The sequence below is a fragment of the Paenibacillus hexagrammi genome (assembly GCF_021513275.1).
GTDB lineage: Bacteria > Bacillota > Bacilli > Paenibacillales > NBRC-103111 > Paenibacillus_E > Paenibacillus_E hexagrammi.
On sequence record NZ_CP090978.1, the window covers coordinates 5,789,119 to 5,807,465 of the forward strand.

Annotated in this window: 17 protein-coding genes, 8 tRNA genes and 1 pseudogene; 5 read left to right on the plus strand and 21 right to left on the minus strand. The window is 48.7% G+C overall.

The features are described 5' to 3' along the window. Positions 1–93: 93 nt before the first annotated feature. The 13 genes and pseudogenes from hisA to L0M14_RS26535 form a co-directional block, all read right to left on the minus strand. Positions 94–849, minus strand: coding sequence for a phosphoribosylformimino-5-aminoimidazole carboxamide ribotide isomerase (gene hisA / locus L0M14_RS26475; RefSeq protein ID WP_235119412.1), 756 nt, complete (start codon positions 847–849; stop codon positions 94–96). Positions 850–875: 26 nt separating this feature from the next. Then, entirely contained in the window at positions 876–1,496 is a 621-nt protein-coding gene (hisH, locus tag L0M14_RS26480; protein ID WP_235119413.1) for an imidazole glycerol phosphate synthase subunit HisH, read from the minus strand. Between the two features lie 2 nt (positions 1,497–1,498). Further along, positions 1,499–2,104, minus strand: coding sequence for an imidazoleglycerol-phosphate dehydratase HisB (gene hisB, locus L0M14_RS26485; protein ID WP_235119414.1), 606 nt, complete (start codon positions 2,102–2,104; stop codon positions 1,499–1,501). 2 nt (positions 2,105–2,106) lie between these two features. Beyond that, complete coding sequence (hisD, locus tag L0M14_RS26490) at positions 2,107–3,393, minus strand: histidinol dehydrogenase (RefSeq protein WP_235119415.1); 1,287 nt, start codon at positions 3,391–3,393, stop codon at positions 2,107–2,109. A 195-nt stretch (positions 3,394–3,588) separates the two neighbouring features. Beyond that, complete coding sequence (hisG, locus tag L0M14_RS26495; RefSeq protein ID WP_235119416.1) at positions 3,589–4,230, minus strand: ATP phosphoribosyltransferase; 642 nt, start codon at positions 4,228–4,230, stop codon at positions 3,589–3,591. A 268-nt stretch (positions 4,231–4,498) separates the two neighbouring features. Further along, positions 4,499–5,698 (minus strand): ATP phosphoribosyltransferase regulatory subunit, encoded by a 1,200-nt coding sequence (locus L0M14_RS26500; RefSeq protein ID WP_235119417.1) that lies wholly within the window; start codon positions 5,696–5,698, stop codon positions 4,499–4,501. Between the two features lie 359 nt (positions 5,699–6,057). Next, the gene (locus tag L0M14_RS26505; RefSeq protein WP_235119418.1) at positions 6,058–6,549 is read right to left on the minus strand and encodes an acyltransferase; all 492 of its coding nucleotides are present in this window, start codon (positions 6,547–6,549) and stop codon (positions 6,058–6,060) included. Next, positions 6,546–7,204, minus strand: a pseudogene (gene ppaX / locus L0M14_RS26510) (pyrophosphatase PpaX). Before ppaX ends, L0M14_RS26505 begins: the two are co-directional and overlap by 4 nt. Continuing rightward, positions 7,182–8,162: a prolipoprotein diacylglyceryl transferase gene (gene lgt / locus L0M14_RS26515; RefSeq protein WP_235119419.1), complete on the minus strand. Its 981-nt coding sequence runs from the start codon at positions 8,160–8,162 to the stop codon at positions 7,182–7,184. Before lgt ends, ppaX begins: the two are co-directional and overlap by 23 nt. A 29-nt stretch (positions 8,163–8,191) precedes the next feature. Beyond that, a complete protein-coding gene (gene hprK, locus L0M14_RS26520; protein WP_235119420.1) occupies positions 8,192–9,133 on the minus strand; it encodes an HPr(Ser) kinase/phosphatase in 942 nt (313 codons plus the stop codon). A gap of 154 nt (positions 9,134–9,287) precedes the next feature. Next, positions 9,288–10,409, minus strand: a complete 1,122-nt coding sequence (locus L0M14_RS26525) for an ABC transporter ATP-binding protein (RefSeq protein ID WP_235119421.1) — start codon at positions 10,407–10,409, stop codon at positions 9,288–9,290. Between the two features lie 90 nt (positions 10,410–10,499). Further along, positions 10,500–11,621, minus strand: a complete 1,122-nt coding sequence (locus tag L0M14_RS26530; protein ID WP_235119422.1) for a PucR family transcriptional regulator — start codon at positions 11,619–11,621, stop codon at positions 10,500–10,502. Positions 11,622–11,732: 111 nt separating this feature from the next. Then, positions 11,733–12,584: a C40 family peptidase gene (locus L0M14_RS26535; protein ID WP_235119423.1), complete on the minus strand. Its 852-nt coding sequence runs from the start codon at positions 12,582–12,584 to the stop codon at positions 11,733–11,735. 292 nt (positions 12,585–12,876) lie between these two features. Between L0M14_RS26535 and larA the strand changes: the two genes are divergently transcribed. The 5 genes from larA (at position 12,877) to L0M14_RS26560 (ending at position 17,193) form a co-directional block, all read left to right on the plus strand. Continuing rightward, positions 12,877–14,166, plus strand: coding sequence for a nickel-dependent lactate racemase family protein (gene larA / locus L0M14_RS26540; protein WP_235119424.1), 1,290 nt, complete (start codon positions 12,877–12,879; stop codon positions 14,164–14,166). 23 nt (positions 14,167–14,189) lie between these two features. Further along, entirely contained in the window at positions 14,190–14,582 is a 393-nt protein-coding gene (locus L0M14_RS26545; protein WP_235119425.1) for a hypothetical protein, read from the plus strand. 6 nt (positions 14,583–14,588) lie between these two features. Continuing rightward, on the plus strand, positions 14,589–15,185 hold the full coding sequence (locus tag L0M14_RS26550; protein WP_235119426.1) for a gluconate 2-dehydrogenase subunit 3 family protein: 597 nt from the start codon (positions 14,589–14,591) through the stop codon (positions 15,183–15,185). After that, positions 15,182–16,753, plus strand: coding sequence for a GMC family oxidoreductase (locus tag L0M14_RS26555; RefSeq protein WP_235119427.1), 1,572 nt, complete (start codon positions 15,182–15,184; stop codon positions 16,751–16,753). The genes L0M14_RS26550 and L0M14_RS26555 overlap by 4 nt, the downstream gene beginning before the upstream one ends. Positions 16,754–16,893: 140 nt before the next feature. Then, the gene (locus L0M14_RS26560; protein WP_235119428.1) at positions 16,894–17,193 is read left to right on the plus strand and encodes an MTH1187 family thiamine-binding protein; all 300 of its coding nucleotides are present in this window, start codon (positions 16,894–16,896) and stop codon (positions 17,191–17,193) included. Positions 17,194–17,420: 227 nt separating this feature from the next. Here L0M14_RS26560 and L0M14_RS26565 read toward each other — a convergent pair. From L0M14_RS26565 to L0M14_RS26600, 8 genes are all read right to left on the minus strand, one after another. Then, positions 17,421–17,493, minus strand: a tRNA-Lys gene (locus tag L0M14_RS26565). Positions 17,494–17,502: 9 nt separating this feature from the next. After that, positions 17,503–17,587 (minus strand) — tRNA-Tyr (locus L0M14_RS26570). A 52-nt stretch (positions 17,588–17,639) separates the two neighbouring features. Beyond that, positions 17,640–17,712, minus strand: a tRNA-Phe gene (locus L0M14_RS26575). Between the two features lie 32 nt (positions 17,713–17,744). Then, positions 17,745–17,821, minus strand: a tRNA-Asp gene (locus L0M14_RS26580). Positions 17,822–17,839: 18 nt separating this feature from the next. Beyond that, positions 17,840–17,915, minus strand: a tRNA-Thr gene (locus L0M14_RS26585). Between the two features lie 54 nt (positions 17,916–17,969). Then, positions 17,970–18,042, minus strand: a tRNA-Val gene (locus L0M14_RS26590). A gap of 14 nt (positions 18,043–18,056) precedes the next feature. Beyond that, positions 18,057–18,133, minus strand: a tRNA-Met gene (locus L0M14_RS26595). Between the two features lie 26 nt (positions 18,134–18,159). Continuing rightward, positions 18,160–18,251, minus strand: a tRNA-Ser gene (locus tag L0M14_RS26600). Positions 18,252–18,347 lie beyond the last annotated feature (96 nt).

The following is an 18,347-nucleotide window of genomic DNA, read 5'->3' on the forward strand; positions in this document are numbered from 1 at the left end:
TTTTGAAAAGTTCTTAAAGCCTCAGGCGCCCAACCGCCTGCGAGTTTATTGATAAAGCAGGGTCACTCCGAGCTTCAGTAGCCGCCTGCCAAATTAAGATTGGTAAAATTTCAACACATCACGGTACGGAAGCTCTCCGCCGAATATATCCAAAGCGCTGCCGATCGTAATATCGAGCCTGCCCCCGGTGATATCCCGAAAACGAGCCAGATCATCCAGTGACCGCGCGCCTCCTGCGTAAGTCGTTGGAATCGTCGTCCATTCTGCCAATTGAGCAGCCAGACGTTCCTGAACGCCCTGACGCTTGCCTTCCACATCCACCGCATGAATTAGGAATTCATCGCAATACTGCTCCAGACTGGCGATTCCGGAAGCATTCACTTCAAAATCGCTGAACGTGCGCCATTGATTGGTCACCACATAATACTTGCCGTCCCGCTCCTTGCAGCTGAGGTCAATCACGAGCCGCTCGCGCCCTACCTTGGAGGCGATGGCCTCAAGATGCTCCCAATTCAGCTTGCCATCCTGAAAAATATAAGAGGTTACGATGACGTGCGAAGCGCCCAGCTCCAGATACTGTTCCGCATTGTCTGCGCAAATTCCGCCGCCAATCTGCAAGCCGCCAGGGTAAGCGCGCAGCGCTTCCGAAGCCGCCTCCTCGTTGCCGCCGCCAAGCATGATCACATGGCCGCCCTGAAGACCGTCTTCACGATACATCGACGCGTAGTAGCCAGGAGACTGCTCGGATACGAAATTCTCTATGACACGATCGCTGTCTGTCTGCAGCGTTTCGCCGACGATTTGTTTGACCTTGCCTTGATGAAGATCTATACATGGCCTGAATTTCACAATACACAACCCTTTCCAGTTGAAGGCTACGACGCCACCGTCGACCCTGTCAGCTTCAAAAAGTTAGCGAGCAGACGCATGCCAATATCTCCGCTTTTTTCCGGGTGGAACTGCATGCCGTACACATTGTCCCTGCCTACGATAGCCGTTACCTGCTGATAATAATCCGTAACCGCGAGCAAATCCGATTCAACTTCAGGCTTTGCATGGAAGGAGTGCACAAAGTACACATGACCTTCTTCCACATCCACAAATAACGGACTTCCGCTATTCTTGTAGACCAGGCGGTTCCAGCCCATATGAGGCACCTTGTAATCGCCTTGAAAACGAATAACCTTGCCTGGCAGAAGCCCCAGACCCTCATGATTACCGTGCTCCTCACTGCTTGAGAAAAGCAGCTGCATACCGAGGCAAATCCCCAGCAGCGGCTTGCCCGTCTCCGCATAGCGGATCACGATGTCCTGCAGCCCGGATTCCCGAAGATTCCCCATCGCATCGCCGAAAGCTCCTACGCCTGGCAGAATCGCTCCATCAGCCGCAAGAATCCGCTCCGCATCGCCGGTCACGACAGCTTCATATCCCAGACGTTCTACTGCTTTGCTAACGCTATGTAAATTACCCATTCCATAATCGATGATTGCAATCATGTTTACAGCACTCCCTTCGTCGAAGGAACCCCCTGCACACGAGGATCAATCGAAGTCGCTTCATCAAGCGCGCGTCCCAACGCCTTAAATATGCCTTCAATCATATGATGCGTATTCTGGCCGTAATGAACGATGACGTGCAGCGTAATCCGTGCTTCCAGCGCCAGCTTCCACAGGAACTCATGAACGAGCTGCGTATCGAAGCTGCCTACGTTCTGGGACGGATACTGCGCGCGATACTCCAAATGCGGACGGTTGCTGATATCGATGACCACTTGCGCCAGCGCTTCGTCCATCGGCACAAATACGCTCGCATAGCGCTTGATGCCCTTCTTGTCGCCTAGCGCTTCGCGCAGTGTTTGACCGAGGCAAATGCCGATATCTTCAACCGTATGGTGATCATCGATCTCGATGTCACCCTTTGCCACGACGTTCAAATTAAACTGACCGTGCTTGGTGAACAGATCGAGCATATGGTTAAGAAAAGGGACATCCGTCTGAATCTCGGAAACGCCTGTTCCATCTACCTGAAACGTCAGCTGAATATCGGTTTCGTTCGTTTTGCGGGAAACGCTCGCCGAGCGAACGTTTGATTCTTGCAGTGACATCGTTACTTCAACTTCCCTTCTTTTTTGAGCCTGATCTCTACGGCTCTTGCATGGCCTTCCAGCCCTTCATTCCGAGCTAATATCATAATCTGTTCACCGTTTGCGAGCAGCGCTTCTTTACTGTAGTGGATCACACTGGACTTCTTGATAAAATCATCGACGTTAAGCGGAGACGAAAATCTCGCTGTACCGTTTGTCGGCAGTACATGGTTCGGTCCGGCAAAATAGTCGCCTACCGGTTCCGTACTGTATGCCCCCAGGAAAATAGCCCCTGCATTCTCAATTTGCGGCAGCACGCTAAATGCATCCTGCACGAGCAGCTCGCAGTGCTCCGGCGCCAAGCGGTTGATGACATCGATGCCCTCATCCAAGCTGTCGACCAGAAGAATGGCCCCCTTCGTTGCTGTCGATACCGCAGCGATCGCTTTCTTCGGCAGCACTTCCAGCTGCCTCCACAGCTCCTGCTTCACGGACTCGGCCAGCTCGCGGGACGGTGTCACCAGAATCGCCGGCGACATCTCGTCGTGCTCCGCCTGCGCCAGCAGGTCCGCCGCGACATACTCGGGGTCTGCGGATTCGTCAGCTAGCACGACGATATCCGTCGGTCCGGCGATCATGTCGATATCGACGACGCCGAACACGTAGCGCTTCGCCAGCGCTACATAGATGTTGCCCGGTCCGACGATCTTGTCGACGGCCGGAATGGAGTCCGTTCCATAGGCGAGCGCGGCAACGGCCTGCGCTCCGCCTGCACGGTAGATCTCCCGCACGCCCGCTTCGGCTGCCGCCACGAGGATGTGCGGGTTAATGCCTTCCTCGCCAGCGGTAGCCGGAGGCGTCACCATGGCGATCTCCGGCACCCCCGCCACGAGCGCGGGGATGGCATTCATCAGCACGGAGGAAGGGTATGCTGCCTTTCCTCCGGGCACGTATAATCCGACCCGCTTCAGCGGTCGGATGATTTGGCCCAGCAGACTGCCGTCCGGCTGCAGGTCCATCCATGATGTGCGTTTCTGCTTCTCATGAAACGCACGGATATTGGCGGCGGCTTGACGCAGCGCCGCCACGAACCCGGCGTCGACCTGCTCGTACGCCGCCTGCACTTCTTCGTCGCTCACGCGAAGCTCAGCGACGCTGACGCCGTCGAACTGCTGCGCGAAGCGCCGCAGTGCTGCGTCTCCGTCCTGCCGCACCGCTTCGATGATGCGGAGGACGCTCTCATTTTGCTCAGGAGTGCCGTACTCGACCTCTCGCTTTAATTGAAATTCCGAGGCAGGTAGTATCCGCATGCCTATCATCCCTTCTATGGAGCATCTAGCGCTCCTTTATATCCATTGACTCTCTATTGATAATGTTAGCTCGCTTAAAAACTCTTTTTTGCTTTTCCTAAACCTTTTTAGGAGCTTACAGCTCCTCCTAGGCCTCCTCCAGCTTGCCCAGACCGACGAAGGTCAGAGCAGCCTACTTTGAGCTGATCCGCTTGACTATACCTGCGCCGCTTGCACCGGCAAAACAGGCTGCAATAGATCGCACAGCTGCTGAATCTGCGCATTTTTCATCCGGTAGCTCACTCGATTGGCGATCAAACGGCTGGTGATCTGAAATATTTCCTCCTGCTCCACAAGACCGTTCTCCTTCAACGTCTGCCCCGTCTCGACCATATCCACGATACGGTCAGCAAGTCCAATCAGAGGTGCCAATTCAATGGAACCATTGAGCTTAATGACTTCAACCTGTTGTCCCTGTTCTTTGAAAAACTGGGATGCCACATTCGGATATTTGGTCGCTACACGCGGATGAATCGACGGCTTCCAGTCCGGAAGGCCGATTACCGACATGCGGCATCTAGCAATCCCTAAGTCCAACAGCTCGTAGACGTTGCGGTTTTCTTCCATCAACACGTCCTTGCCTACTACTCCGATGTCCGCAACTCCGTATTCGACATAGGTCGGAACGTCGACCGGCTTGGCCAGAATGAACTCCATCTTAGCTTCAGGGACCGGAATAATGAGCCTCCGTCCTTCCTCCAAGTCTTCCGGAATCGGAAGTCCTGCTTTGAGCAACAGCTTCGCTGCCTGTTTATAAATGCGGCCTTTCGGCATCGCTACTTTTAAAATTTCTTCCATGATGCAAAGCCTCCTTCGAGTCTCCCATTCAAGGCTACTCGTCTTGTAAGCTGATTCTATCGTTACTCCTTTAAAGGAAAGAGGTTGTTGATAACGTAGGTTCCACTCCGAGCTTCAGCAGATTTTGCCCGATCGCTGTCGACATTTTGTTATTCGATTGAAATCATATCCTTCAAAGGTAATAACAAAACTTTCAAAGGCGCCAGCTACTCTTCTCCGAAAACTACGAAGCTCTCCATTCCCCTTTTATCAACGCTCTGCGACTCCCTTAAGGAAACATCTTAATCACATTGTGATAGATCGTGCCGGCAAACTCATAGGTACCATTACTTGAAGCTGTGTATGCTTCTGTCTGCGAATCCGAAACCAACTGAGTGACAACAATGCGTCCTTCACGGTCTCTCCGCTCTTGAGCGAGCTTCAGAGCTTCGGCTCTATTCGCTGCGCTATACAGAATCAACTCTCTTTCAGGTTGGTCGACCGGCTCCTTGCCGATGACCTCCAGAATCCGATTCGTCTTGAGAGCAAAGCCTGTAGCAGGTGCTGGACGTCCAAATTGATTTAATAAGTTATCGTAACGGCCTCCGCTGCACACAGGGAAGCCCAACTCTGCTGCATAGCCTTCAAAGGTCATTCCCGTGTAATAGGAGAAGTCGCCTATCATCGTGAGATCAATGACCACATGTTCGCTGACTCCGTACGCTTTAAGCACATCCCACACTTCACAGAGGTGATGAATCGCATGCTGAGCAACCGGGTCCTTAGACACTTGGCGGGCTTGCTCGCAGATTTCATCGCCCCCTCTAAGTCTGAGTACGCCTTGCAGCTCATTTTCGACTTCTGGCTTTAGTGAAAGGGATTGAATAGCTTCCCGATACCCGACATAATCACGATTCAGCAGACACTCTTTAAGCATGGTCTGAGCTTCCTCTCTGCCTGAGAGGGTCTCTTGGAACAAGCCATTCAGAAAGCCAACGTGCCCCAGGGCAAATTTGAACTTGTCCACACCTGCCGCCTGCAAGGAAGCGATAGCAAGAGCAACTACTTCAGCATCCGCTTCTGGAGAAGCATCGCCGACCAGCTCGACACCGGTCTGAAAGAACTCGGAATCTCTGCCCGCTTCTTCTTCGATGGCCCGGAAGACATTAGAGTGATAGGACAAGCGCAGCGGAAAAGATTTTTCCTTCAACAAAGAGGACACTACGCGGGCAATCGGAGCGGTAAGGTCCGAACGCATGACTAAGGTCTTCCCCTTACGATCCAGCAACTTGAACAGCTTTTTATCCTCTGTGGAGCTTGCCACTCCCACCGTATCATAATACTCCAGGGTCGGCGTCATAATCTGACTGTATCCCCAACGTTCCATACAAGCCAGTACGCGAAACTCAATATTTCGAAGCTTCTTCACCGCTTCCGGCAAATAATCCTTAACTCCTACCGGTTTTTCAAACACCTTTGGCTTAGACACTGTCTCACCTCAATTTATATCTAACATCATGCAGAGCATGTGTTCATTTATTGTTCTTGCACGTTCTACATATCCACCAACTATGCAAATCCCAATTGCTTTAGTCCACTACCGTGCTACCATACTACCAAAATAAAGAATGTAGTAATTTTATCACGAACCCATCCTAGCGTCAATTATACGTTCGTTCCGGCTGCAATAAAAAACGTCAGGAGTCTCCTCCTGACGATGATCCTTCTGTTACGTTAACTGCAGACTACTTTTACCACTGATTCAGCAACTCTGAGAACCGCGTAGGGTCTAAACCCTCAATCAGCCCAATCATCATTACTTGCTGCTCAATCAGCCTGCTTCACTCGTTATTCCTTATTGCCAACCCGAATAACCTGAAGAGGATTCCCTGCAACAAAGCTATGTGGCGCTACGTCTTTATGAACGACTGAACCTGCCCCAATTACAGCGTGGTCGCCAATCGTCACCCCTGGCAGGATTGTCGTATTCGCCCCAACCATCACATGGGAGCCAATGCGGACCTCACCCAGTCTGTATTCCTTCGTCAAATACTCATGAGCTAGAATCGTGCTATTGTATCCAATAATAGTGTTCTCGCCAATATGAATTTTTTCCGGGAAGAAGACATCGACCATAACCATAAGCGCAAATGCGGTATGATTCCCCACCTTCATACCAAGCACATTACGGTAAATCCAATTCTTCACGTGCAGGGATGGGGAATAACGTGTAATTTGTATGAAGACAAAATTGCGTACGGCTTTCCACTTACTGACGGTATGGTAGATCTGCCACAAAGCGTTCGTGCCTTCTACCGGGTAGCGTTCCGTTCGTCTCAATCAGCACTCACATCCGGAGAGGCGCCGACAATCGGAAGCAGCTCTCTCATATCATCGATGATATAGTCCGGCTTATATTCATTGAGATAGGGCCGCCCCTTCCACGACCATGCCACGCCTACCGAGGTAACACCGGCGTTTTGTCCTGCCTCAATATCATAATGGCTATCTCCGACCATCACAGCCTCTTCGGGCTTACCGTTTAATTCAGCCAATGCCTTCAATATTCCCTCTGGACTCGGCTTCGGTTCGGTTACATCCTCAACCGTCACGATCGTGCTAACGTACTTATCCAGTCCACAAAGCTTTAACCCCATTAGTGTGGTTTGGCGGATTTTGCTGGTTACGATACCTATTTTATAGCCCTGCTTATGTAAGCTTGCCATCACTTCATGAACGTGAGGGAACTCTTTTACGAGCTCATCATGCTTTGTAATATTGAACTTGCGGTACTTCTGAATGAGCGCTTCCACTTCTTTTTTCCTGTAAAAAACTCCATTTGCTCCACAAGAGGCCTACCCATATTCGGAATGATAATCTCTCTTGTCAAAGGCTCCGGCGTCTCGCCATCCAAAGCGTGTAAAAAAGACTGCACAATCAATTCATTCGTATCAACAATAGTTCCATCCAAATCAAACAGTACGGTTTGAATCATACTCTGCTCCTTTGGTGGATAGCTCTTCCGCGTCGTTGTTCTCCGAACCTGACGTTACCGCCTTCGAGGATACGATCGGATCGGAATAACGCACAGTGGCATATCCTTTTTTTCTTCTTACGATTATCGTAATAACGGCGCCAATCACCAGCAGAACAGCTAACAATTGAGAAATTCGGACATTACCGCCGTATGTCAGTGTCCCTTGCTCGAACAGGAGGGTCATCGGAGACCATAATGCATTCATCAGGGAAGCAAGCCATGTCGGTCCTATAAAGTCCAAGCTATCCGTGCGAAGCGCCTCGATAAAGAATCGGCCAACGGAATACCAGATCAGATAGCTGAAAAAGAGCTCCCCTGCTCGCAAAAAAGGTCTGCGTCGCAGCCAGAAAAGCAGCAGCAGGCCGACGAAGTTCCAAAACGATTCATAAAAAAAGGTAGGATGATAGAAAACGCCTTCGATATTCATCTGATTCACAATGAAATTAGGCAAGTGCAGTGTATGCCGCAGGAACGACTCTTCGACAGGACCGCCGTGCGCTTCCTGATTCATGTAATTACCCCACCGGCCTATCATTTGTCCAACGATGAGTCCAGGTGCACAAATGTCTAGAATTCGCCAAAATGAGTACCCTTTCGATCTTGTATAGAAGAAACCCGCTGCAATCGCACCGATTAATGCACCGTAAATCGCTATGCCGCCGTGCCAAATCATAAATACTTCAGCTAGGTTATCCTTGTAGTCTTTCCATTGAAAAGCTACATAATAAATTCGGGCGCATATAATTGCGGAAGGAACGCCTATTAATAGCAAATCCATGAAAAAATCAGGCTGAATGCGAAATCTTTTTCCCTCCCGAATAGCCAGGAGCAGTCCTACTAACGCTGCTGTACCTAAAATAATCCCATACCAGTGTACCTTAACAGGACCAATAGCAAATGCGATCGGATTAAGCATCTGTATCTGTTACCCCCTCATAATGAATGTTAGTCGGCGTCTTCGAAATCCTCGGACAACGACTCTGTCAATTTATTCGTAAATTGAAGCGCCGCGTTATATCCCATTCGCTTCAGGCGATAATTCATCGCTGCTACCTCGACGATGACGGCCAAGTTTCGGCCAGGTCGTACCGGGATCGTTACAAGAGGCAGATCCGTGTCAATAATTCGAGTCAGCTCTTCATCCAATCCCAATCGATCATATTGCTTGTCCTGCTGCCAGTTTTCCAATTTGACAACTACGGAGATTTTTTTGACGTTCCGTATCGCCCCAGCGCCGAACAGCGTCATCACGTTGATAATACCAACACCACGAATTTCCAGCAGGTGGCGAATGAGTTCAGGAGCGTTCCCTGTCAGCACTTTATCCGCTGTTTGACGGATTTCGACCGCATCGTCAGCGATAAGTCGATGCCCTCTTTTCACTAGCTCGAGAGCCGTCTCGCTCTTACCGATCCCACTGCTTCCGGTAATCAGCATGCCGACTCCATAAACGTCAACAAGAACCCCATGAATAGTTGTACTCGGGGCTAGCTTATTCTCTAGAAAACCAGTTAATCTGCTTGAAAAAATAGTCGTAGATACCTGACTTCTGAGTATTGGAAGTTCCCGTTTTGTTGCTTCCTCGAGAAGCTCAGCAGGCACATCGAGTCCTCTCGTTACAACAATGCACGGGGTTTCTTCTGGCGCACACAGCTGCTCCGCTCTGTTACGGCGTACACCTGTCGTTAACATTTCTAGAAAAGTAATCTCCGTTTTTCCCAGCATTTGAATGCGTTCCCGCGGATGATAGTTAAAATAACCCGCCATTTCAAGACCTGGCCGGTATAAATCAGCGGTTGTAATCGGTCTTTTCAGCCCGGTTTCCCCGGCCAAGACTTCCATGTGAAACTGTGCAACCATGTCGGAAACCTTTAATTTTTTTGCCATTCACTTGTCTCCTTCGAGTTGTATCATATCCATTAGTTTCATCGTAATGCAATCCCTAGGCGAAATCAACTTATACCGCGGAAAATGCAGTCCTATATACAAACATAAAGGCCAACCGATAACGGCTGGCCTATCTTTTTACAACATTATTGAATTAGTTAGCCAAGATGGACAATGTAGATGCTTTATCGAAGAAATGAACTTTGTTCATATCCAGAGCAAGCTTCGTGTTCATGCCTTCTTTGATTCCTGCGCGGCCGTCTACACGAGCGATTACTGTGCCCGCGCCGATACCGTTCAGGTACAGGTACATTTCGTGACCAAGGTTCTCTGTCAACTCTACGTTTACATTCACTACAGAGTTAGGGGAAGCTTCCAGGAATACTGGCTCATCATGAATATCCTCTGGACGAACACCCAGAATCACTTCTTTACCTGCGTAGCCTTTATCGCGAAGAGCTTGCGCTTTACCAGCTGGAACTTCTACGCTTAGTCCGTTCGATTTGAAGAACAGGCCGCCGCCTTCTTGTGTCAATGTACCGTTCAGGAAGTTCATGGATGGGGATCCGATGAAGCCTGCAACGAACATATTAACAGGAGTGTTGTAAATTTCTTCTGGAGTAGCCGCTTGTTGAATGATACCTTTATCCATAACAACGATACGATCGCCCATTGTCATAGCTTCTGTTTGGTCATGCGTTACGTAGATCGTTGTAACACCAAGACGTTTTGTTAATTTTGTAATTTCAGCGCGCATCTGTACGCGAAGTTTCGCATCCAAGTTGGAAAGCGGTTCGTCCATCAAGAACACTTGAGGCTCACGAACGATCGCACGACCCAAAGCAACACGCTGACGCTGACCACCGGACAGAGCCTTAGGCTTACGATCCAGCAGATGAGTAATATCTAGAATTTTCGCCGCTTCGCGAACGCGAGCGTCGATATCAGCTTTTTTGAATTTACGAAGCTTCAGACCAAACGCCATGTTTTGGTATACAGTCATGTGCGGGTACAAAGCGTAAGATTGGAAAACCATCGCGATATCGCGATCTTTAGGAGCTACATCATTCACCAGGCGGTCGCCGATGTACAATTCACCCTCTGTAATTTCCTCTAATCCTGCGATCATACGAAGAGTCGTGGATTTTCCGCAACCGGAAGCACCTACAAGAACGACAAACTCTTTATCTTGAACTTCAAGGTGGAAATCTTTAACAGTGGATTCTTCTGCACCGGGATATTTCTTAACGATATGATTTAAACGTACGCCTGCCATGGTTTCATTCCCCCTACGGTTTCTCGAACTTCATGTATTCATCTTACCCCACAACCACCAGACTGACTATGCACAACTCTTACAAAAAAATCACTTTCTTTTCGTGACTTTGTACAATAATAATGCCAGTCTTACCAAAACAGCGTGATTGAACGTTCTTACGTCCAGTCCAGTTTCCTGCTTGAATTTATCCAACCGGTAGAGCAATGTGTTGCGGTGAATGTACAGCTTCTTGGCTGTCTCGCTTACGTTACAATCCAGTGCAAAAAATTGCTCCAACGTCGTAACCGTCTCCGCATCAAGCACATAGTCGGTGCCGCGCAGAACCTGCTCCAGGAAGTCCGCCTTATCGTGCTCCTGCACCATGTGCAGCAGCTTCTCCAAATGAAGCTCCCAGGGAAGGTGAATGAAGCTTCCCACATGAAACGAGCGGCCCAGCATAATGGTCTCTCTCAGCTGCAGGATCGTGGAGAACATTGCTTTGGCTGGTTTCATTGGATAGTGAATCGCTAGATGATATTCACCCATCCATTCATTTGCTAGCATCTCATATAAACCTGAGCCAATCGCGTCGAGAATCTGTTCGACACTTTCCTCTTCATCACCCTCACGCTCTTCTGCGCCGCTGGTCAATAAGCTTTCCGAAGCAAGAATCAGCCATTCTTTTTCTAATAGCGGTATCAGTGTTACCTCGGATTCAAAGAACGATTCTAACAGTTTCTTCAATTCTATATAGGAGACGCGTTGATTTTGCGAGTAATCTCCGTACAGCAGCAGCGGGATTTTGGATGAATACAAAGAAGACTGAGAAGCCAATGTGTCCGGTAATTCCGCATGAGTGAATCCTTTTTGCATCTGGTCTAGCAGCCAGTCCCGAAGTTGATGCGCTTTCCTCTCGTCTTCCGACACGTAGGAGATTTTGGTTTTCTTTTCCGGGGCCTGCTTCGACTCCAACATTAATTCAACAAGCCCTCGTTCCGTAGCCGATAAGCCTGTCGCTGCAATGCGAAGCACACGAATCTCCGAGCTTTCCTTGTTTATATAAAAGAGCACATCCCCATCAGACTCAACGCTTCGTACCGATTGCTTCGTACCGTTATGTTCCTGAAACTCTTCGATGATTCGATTCCATTGCGCCTCGGGCAGTAAGCCTATCTTCATAGGCGCATGTAAAACCGCTTCCAATCGTTCTTTCATGCGTTCCCATTCCATGTGTCTCTCTCCCTGTACTCATAGTCTCTCTCTTCCTCCATTGTATCATATGAATCGAAATGGATGCGAAAGAACCCTGGTCGCCGGAGCTCTCAGGGTTCCATTACGGTCTTATTTCAGGATCCGACGAGCGGTTACGTAATGGTCCGCCCACCAATCTTTATTAATAGAAGTAAACTTCACTCCGCCTTCGCCGTACGTATGAATCATCATACCGTTACCGACATAAATTCCCACGTGACCGATGTTCTTACCGGATGCTGCCGTCGTAAAGAATACCAAGTCACCTGCCTCCAGATTGCTTTTGCTTACATAAGTGCCTTCCTTGGCTTGATTTCGAGAAACACGCGGCAATGTGATGCCGTATTCAGCGAATACTGTCTTTACAAAGGAGGAACAATCCAGCGTATCCGTTTGTCCGTATTTAGCTCCAAATTCATAAGGGGTGCCCAAATATTTTTGCGCTGCCAAAATCATTTGTGCCTTCAAACGATCCTTGGAAGATAAGATACTTCTTCCTCCGATGAAGCTCTTCTTATAATCACTGACATTGCGGGTGACGACTTCGTCTTTGCTTTGGGAGGCCATAACCATCTTACCGTTTCCAACATAAATTGCGGCATACGTAGGGTTCTTCCCACTACCAAAGAACAAGACATCACCTGGCTGCGCTTTGCTAATATTGCTGATATAAGGCTTATTCATAGCAAGCTGTGCCGAAAGTGTTCTAGGAACCGAGTAATCCAACGTCTGGAAAATATAATAGATCAATCCCGAAGAATCGAATCCTTGAGATGGTGATTCATCACCTCTGGAGTAATCCTTCCCTACCATTTTATCAACTAGAGATACGGCATCCATATCATCATAGGCTGCATATGCCGAAACAGCTGTAGTTGCTGACATAGCGATTGTAACGGCTACAGTAATTCCTAAAGTGCGATGAACTAGACTCTTGAACATATAACTCTTCCTCCGATGCGTTTTTTTGTACATATGGGAATGTCCTCTCTATCTAGCAACAGATTACCATGGAAGTAAAAAGCGTTTCATTCCTTAAATGTTTCCTCTTTACCTAAACCTCTGGTAGCCCCGCCAAATAAACCAATGGCAATACATCCACCGTTTCCCGCATGGAGCCAACTTTTAGTTGTCATATCTCTGACTCCACAAAGTTAATAGAATAAACTTGGTCCATATGTAACATTTCACCAGATTCTCGAAATACATTAACTCACTCATAAACTTCAAACTTTTGGAAATAATTAGAACGTATCCACTGAGAGGAGGTCCTGTTATCTACTTCATTCCATTTGGGAAAACGCAAATTCCGCTGCCTCTGCCGGACCATCGTTCTCCGCATTGGGTTACCTATAACACGCATCCTGCGGACCTTGCCTTCGATTACATATCGCATTCACTCCAAAACCCAATTGCGGCCAAGCCCCTGCATGAAGCTGTACGCGGATATAGGAAAGCAGTCATTCTGATTAGTGACGCCTCGCGCCTTTGTCCCAGCTACTTGTTTTTAGAACAGTTACTGGATGCGATAAATCAAGGGGGAATCGCGGATGCTTGTATAACCATCGTCATAGCTCTAGGTCTTCATCGCAAGCAGACGGAGCAGGAGATTAAGGAGCTTGTAGGAACATCCGTCTTCCGCCGAGTTCAAGTTCTCAACCACTCCAGCTTACCTGAAGATTGTATTCAACTCGGGGTCACCCAAATGGGAACACCTGTGGAAATCAACAAGCATGTTGTGGAGGCTGACTTTCGCATGGTAACCGGCAACCTGGAGCCTCACGCACTGGCCGGGGTTTCCGGTGGGGTTAAAGCACTCTTCCCTGGGGCTGCTTCATCAGCAGCCATTGAGCATAATCACAGCCTGTCCCAAGCCTATCCAGCTACGCCCGGAGATCCAAATAACGCCGTTCGAGCTGATATGGAAGAGATGCTGGGGTTCGTTCCTATCCATTATTTGCTGAACGTAGTAGTTGACCACGAACGAAATCTACTTGGGGCTGTAGCCGGAGATGTTATCGAGGCTCATCGTGCTGCCATGGACTTGGTCAGGCGTACATTTTGCGTAACGGTTCCCTACATGTTCGATGTAGTCATCGTTTCACCCGGAGGGTATCCGAAGGACACGCAGCTCTATCAGGCTGTCAAATCCTTGACAAATGCAGCTTCCATCACCAAACCTGGCGGTACCATAATCCTCATTGCACAGTGCGAGGAGCAGTATGGGAACGGCATCCTGCAGTACTGGGTAGATACTATTCAAGACCGCCGCGTTATGGTTCAGAAGCTGAAGGAAAAATTCACAATGGGTGCTCACAAAATCGAGCATATCGACAAGGTGCTGAACAAGCATACCGTTTACCTACACTCACTAATGTCACCAAAATCTATTGAGCTTCTTGGTTTTCAGCCGGTTCCAGACCTCAAGGCCACATTAGCCATGCTACTCAAAGACCCGGCAACCTCCGTGGCGGTCCTCCCCTACGGCGGCATCACATTCCCGCAAGTGAAAGTATCATCATGAGAATGAATTCGGAGGGATAAAGGATGGTTTGGAGTCATTGGTCTTCGGATCGAGTTATTATCTTTATGATCGGCCTGTTCTATATCCTGTTATGGGCCCAGGTTACCATGTTCCATTACAGGCAAAACTTCCATAGCAAAGTGATGTGGGCACCTGTTTTACTGGCTCCTCTCATTTGCTTGGTCAGTATCATTTCCACGTTAGCCAATACTTCAGGGTGGTTCGGACTTACCCAAGTGCTTTTTTGGCTTGGGGCTATTTCAGGCTTAATCGGTTTTTATTATCACGTCAAAGGTGTCGGCAAACGGGTTGGCGGATATGCCTTTCGTAACTTTCTTATTGGCCCTCCGATTATGCTGCCGTTACTTTTTTCTGGTCTTAGCATACTTGGCCTAATTGCGGTATATGGGGGGTAAAATGGCATGAAAGTAAATACGCACTATCCGTCCTATAACGTTATGAACGAGATCGAACATTGGGATCCGCATACACAATCCATTGTGCAATCCAGACTCATTCGCGAGCATGAGTACAGGTTTCTTACTTTGACTGAAGCGGAAATCCTCCGTGCATGGTGTGCGCTGCTTGTCGATGACGATCGTGGAGAAATCATTCAGTATGTGCTTTGTCACATTGATGAGAGCCTCTCGAGCCATAAGGGTGAAGGCCAACGTAAACCAGGTACTCCAGTTGCAAGCATATTATTAAGAGAGGGCCTTAAGGCGATCGATGAAGCTTCTCAACTCGCAGATTCAAAATCGTTCTTCCATTTAGATGAGAGCCGAAAACGGCAGCTTATGTCCGAAATTAGCAGCGGCCAGCTCGCTCAAAGCGAGCAATGGCAAGGTATCCCTCAAAAAGAATTGTTTCAAAAGCTTCTCTCCCTAACCATAGAGGCTTATTATTCTCATCCCCAAGTATGGTCTGAAATCGGCTATGGGGGGCCTGCTTATCCACGCGGCTATATTCGAACTCATTTGGGACAAACGGATCCATGGGAGGCTGTGAAAGAGCAATGAAATGGCGCTATGAGCAAGATGAAGTAGATATTGTCATTATTGGAGCTGGGGCTGCTGGGGGAGTTTTGGCCAAAGAGCTCAGCGAAGCAGGGATGAGTGTCGTCATCCTTGAGGCAGGCCCCCATCGCGATCCTCAAAAAGATTTTGCCAGTGATGAACTGGCCATGAAATCCCTAGGCTGGCAGGATACCCGCCTTGTCGACGGCTCTAACCCACTAACCATGGGTCACAATAACTCGGGTTGGGGTGTGGGCGGCGGGACCCAGCACTTTACCGGCGTATTTCTCCGTTTCCACGAGTCCGATTTCAAGACCAAGTCGATTGACGGCGTCGGTGAGGATTGGCCCATTCACTATAAAGACCTTGAACCCTACTATCATAAAATTGAAAAAGAAATCGCAGTCTCGGGACCTCGCTATTTTCCATGGGGAAACTTTCATGGGCCGTATCCCTACCCGGAGAGAGAACCGCTTAGCCCCAATGCATATTTATTTCAAAAGGGCTGCGAGATGCTAGGGTATCAGTCAGTGGTAACTCCTCTGGCTATTTTATCTGCTCCCTTTGAGGGACGCCCTCCATGTATCAACCGCGGCTTTTGCAACCAGGGCTGTATGCCTAATGCAAAGTTTAGTACTCTAATTGTACATATACCAAAAGCGATCCATGCCGGAGCAATTCTACTATCCGATTGTAGGGTCACCCAAATTGAGACCAATGCTGAGGGTAAAGCATCCGGTGTTATCTTTATGCACGGTGGCCAATCGTACCGACAGCGCGCCAAAGTTGTGATTGTATCAGCATATGTTGTTGAAACTCCCCGTCTGCTGCTTCATTCTGCGAATGCCCAGTTTCCCAACGGGCTCAGTAACAGCAGTGGTTGGGTAGGTCGTGGCTTTATGACTCACAGCAGCTATGATGTCTACGCGAAGTTTGAAGAGGAAGTACGGTTGTATAAGGGGACACCGGTCCTTGCTTCTACGCAAGATCTCTATGAGACCGATAAAAATAGAGGCTTCGCCCGCGGCTATACGATCCACGCTCATGGTGCCAGACCGGTTAGTATGGCGAATGGAATTAGCAATTCGGTAAGCGGTATGCTTTGGGGGGAGACGCTGCGTGACGCTATGAAAAATTACAATCATTACGGTCGCCTGACGATGGTTGGCGAGGTTCTCCCGAGCTGGGACAATTCCATAAGTCTATCCGACGAAAAAGACGAGCTAGGTATACCTAGATCCAAGGTTACATTTAGCTATAGCGACAATGATCGAAAGCTAATCGAACATGCCGTCGACACGATGAGCTCCATCCTCACTGCCGCAGGCGGACAGGTCGAGTATGTAGTACCGGATACCGCACATCTCATGGGCGGATGCAGGATGGGCAGCAATTCACATACATCCGTTGTCAATTCCTTTGGTCAGAGCCATGACATACCTAACTTGTTCATCTGCGATGCCAGTATCTTCGTAACCTCTAGTGGGGGCAATCCTACGAATACGGTTATGGCGCTTGCAGCAAGAACAGCTGAATATATCATGGAGCTGGCCACCTTGCAGGACATCTGATCGTGAGTCCATGTACCGTGTGCTTGAGCACCTCACTCTTTACCTAAGCATCATTCTGCGGATTCATACATTTGCACAGCAGGTTTACACCCATTACAATGAGAAGAATCACCTGATGTACACGATAAGGAGGGCTAAGCATGGCCATCGCTGAGTTCACGATTATTCCCATTGGAACTGGAACTACAAGTTTAAGCAGCTACGTTGCAGATCTTCATAAGGAGCTTGAAAAACACACCGACATCCAGTTCGAAATGACCCCCATGGGAACCATACTGGAAGGTCCTTTGGAGCGACTTTTCGAAGTCATTCGACTTGTCCACGAGGTCCCCTTTCTACACGGTGCACAACGCGTATCTACTTCAATTAAAATTGATGATCGACGCGATAAGCATGCAACTATGGAGCAGAAGCTGCAATCCGTGAAAGACAAATTGTAGCCATAACGTTGGTAAACATAGGGTCATTCGATCGTTCACCCTCTCAAATCATGGCGCAGTTCTCTTCTTCCCTGCAAAAAAATAAAACCAAAACCAAGACCATCATCTCCAGTATCACTGTTCTGGGATAGTCCATGAGTTTTGGTTTTTTGGTGTTCTGGAAACCTCACATGATTAAAATACATAAAAAAAAGACCGCTCTAGGTCTTTATCACTTTTATCAAAAGTGAGCCATGTAGGACTCGAACCTACGACACCCTGATTAAAAGTCAGGTGCTCTACCAACTGAGCTAATGGCTCTTATATTAATGGTGGAGGCTGATGGATTCGAACCACCGAACTCGAAGAGAGCAGATTTACAGTCTGCCGTGTTTAGCCACTTCACTAAGCCTCCACAGAAGAGATCTTTGCGTAATATTAGCTTCATAATACGCATACATCTCAAATGGCTCGGGACGGAATCGAACCGCCGACACGAGGATTTTCAGTCCTCTGCTCTACCGACTGAGCTACCGAGCCGTATGTATTCTGCAACTTCTCCAAAAAATAAATGGCGGAGCCGACGGGATTCGAACCCGCGGTCTCCTGCGTGACAGGCAGGCATGTTAGGCCTCTACACCACGGCTCCGTGTCATATATTTATGGATGGTGCCGTCGAGAGGACTTGAACCCCCAACCTACTGATTACAAGTCAGTTGCTCTACCAGTTGAGCTACAACGGCATATATGAAAATTAAAAACCATATTACGTCACTTTACTCCATCGAGTAAAGCTATGGAGGCTGACGGGATCGAACCGCCGACCCTCTGCTTGTAAGGCAGATGCTCTCCCAGCTGAGCTAAGCCTCCAAATGGGTTCTGTATGGTAGCGGCGGAGGGGCTCGAACCCCCGACCTTACGGGTATGAACCGTACGCTCTAGCCAGCTGAGCTACGCCGCCATACATAAAGATATACTGTTTGAAACTGGCGGAGAGAGAGGGATTCGAACCCTCGCACCGCTTACGCAGTCTAACCCCTTAGCAGAGGGTCCCCTTATAGCCACTTGGGTATCTCTCCAAGATGTATATCCCAGGAACTTGCGCCCTGAAAACTAGATACGAAACTTACGTAAAGTGTGAGTATTTCTTAATGCTTCCGAAGCTAGCTTTCCTT